This window comes from Eggerthella sp. 1_3_56FAA (assembly GCF_000185625.1).
Lineage (GTDB): Bacteria > Actinomycetota > Coriobacteriia > Coriobacteriales > Eggerthellaceae > Eggerthella > Eggerthella lenta.
The window spans coordinates 645,827-647,320 of record NZ_GL622579.1; the positions used below are offsets into that span (position 1 = coordinate 645,827).

Annotated in this window: 2 protein-coding genes; both read right to left on the reverse strand. The window is 69.7% G+C overall.

The genetic code is table 11. The features are described from left to right. On the reverse strand, window positions 1-574 hold a 574-nt coding region (locus HMPREF1023_RS02805), incomplete at its 3' end, for a UvrD-helicase domain-containing protein (protein WP_009304632.1). Further along, window positions 571-1,494 (reverse strand): PD-(D/E)XK nuclease family protein (locus HMPREF1023_RS02810; RefSeq protein ID WP_035578329.1); only part of this gene is annotated, 924 nt, incomplete at its 5' end. The genes HMPREF1023_RS02805 and HMPREF1023_RS02810, both read right to left, overlap by 4 nt.

Here is a 1,494-nt window from a genome sequence, read left to right on the forward strand (position 1 = left end):
CGAGCGCGTCGAGGCCGCCGCGCAGCCCCGCCGCCTTGTCCATCAGAGCCTGCAGCATGGAGGCCACCGACGGAGCGAGCGGCATCGTCGAGCGTGCGGGGTACTCGTCGAACAGCGCCGCGTACGAGCCGCGCGCGATGATATCGTTGTCGTCGCCCAGCGCGCCGTCGATGGCGTCGGCCACGGCTTCGGCCCGCTCCGCATCGCCCATGATGCCGAACGCAGGATCCAGCCCCAGGTCGAGCGCGTGGGCGCGCAGGATGCGCGCGCACATGCCGTGGATGGTGGATATCCAGGCGCCGTCCACGCGCAGCGCTTCCTCGGCCAGCCCTTCGGCGCGCAGCGTGCGCTTGACGCGCGCCTTGATCTCGGCGGCCGCCTTCTCGGTGAACGTGATGGCCAGCACCTCGTCGACGCCGGACGCCGCAGGGCCGCTCTCGGGCAGAAGCGCATAGGCGATGCGCTGCGTGAGCGTGAACGTCTTGCCCGAGCCGGCGCCGGCCGACACGAGCAAGGGACCGCGCACGTGCTCGATGCTCTGGCGTTGACCAGGGGTGCAGGTTGAGAGGTTCATGCGCCCATCCTTTTCTCGCAGGCGAGCACGGGGCAATACCCGCACGGGTCTCCCCCGCGCGGATCGGGACCGATGCAGCCGTCGGCCAGCGTGCGCACGGCCCGGGCGATGCGATCCTCCACCGCGTCCACCAGCTCGCCGAACGACGAGACGCCCAGCGCCTCGCCTGCCGGCCCCGGCACGCCGCAGCGCTCGACGTCGATGCCGGGCACGTCTCGCTCGCCCACGACCGTGCGGTCGAAGGCGCCCGAGACGCGCCGATCGCGGCCGTACGACACGTACAGCGCACCCACCACGTCGAGACCCAGCACCTTGCGCGCCACCTGAGCGTACATGAGCGTCTGCACCTTATGGGGAAGCACCGCGCCGCCCGCCTGCGCGGCGGGCGATGCCGAATCCAGCGCGTAGTCGCCATTGAGCGACCCCTTGTAGTCGATAACCACCGCCTGGCCGGCCCCGTTCACGTCGATGCGGTCCACACTGCCGCGCAGCAGGCATCCTGCGTACGGGAACGGCTCGCTCGAGCCGAAATCGAACTCGAAGCGCACGGGCTCGAAGCCCGGCAGCAGCAGCGCCTCGCGGTCGAGGAACCGGACGAGCCTCTTCCTCAGATCGGCCGTCTCGGCGCGTTCGAAGGCGGTGCGCGGGATCAACGGGTTGACCGAGCGCTTGAGGTTGCGTTGCGATTCCAGATGGCGGTCGAACGTCTCGCCTAGAAGCGCGCGCGCTTCGGGAAGCGTCGCGGAGTCCACCTTCGCATGCCCCGCCTCGCGGAAATGCTCGTAGAAGCTACGCAGCACGTTGTGGGAGAAGCTGCCCATCTCGAGAGGCCCGAACCCGGCGTCCGGCTCCGACAGGCGAAGACGGCGCAGAGCGAACCACTTGTAGGGACATTCAAGGTAGCTTTCCAGCGCAGACGG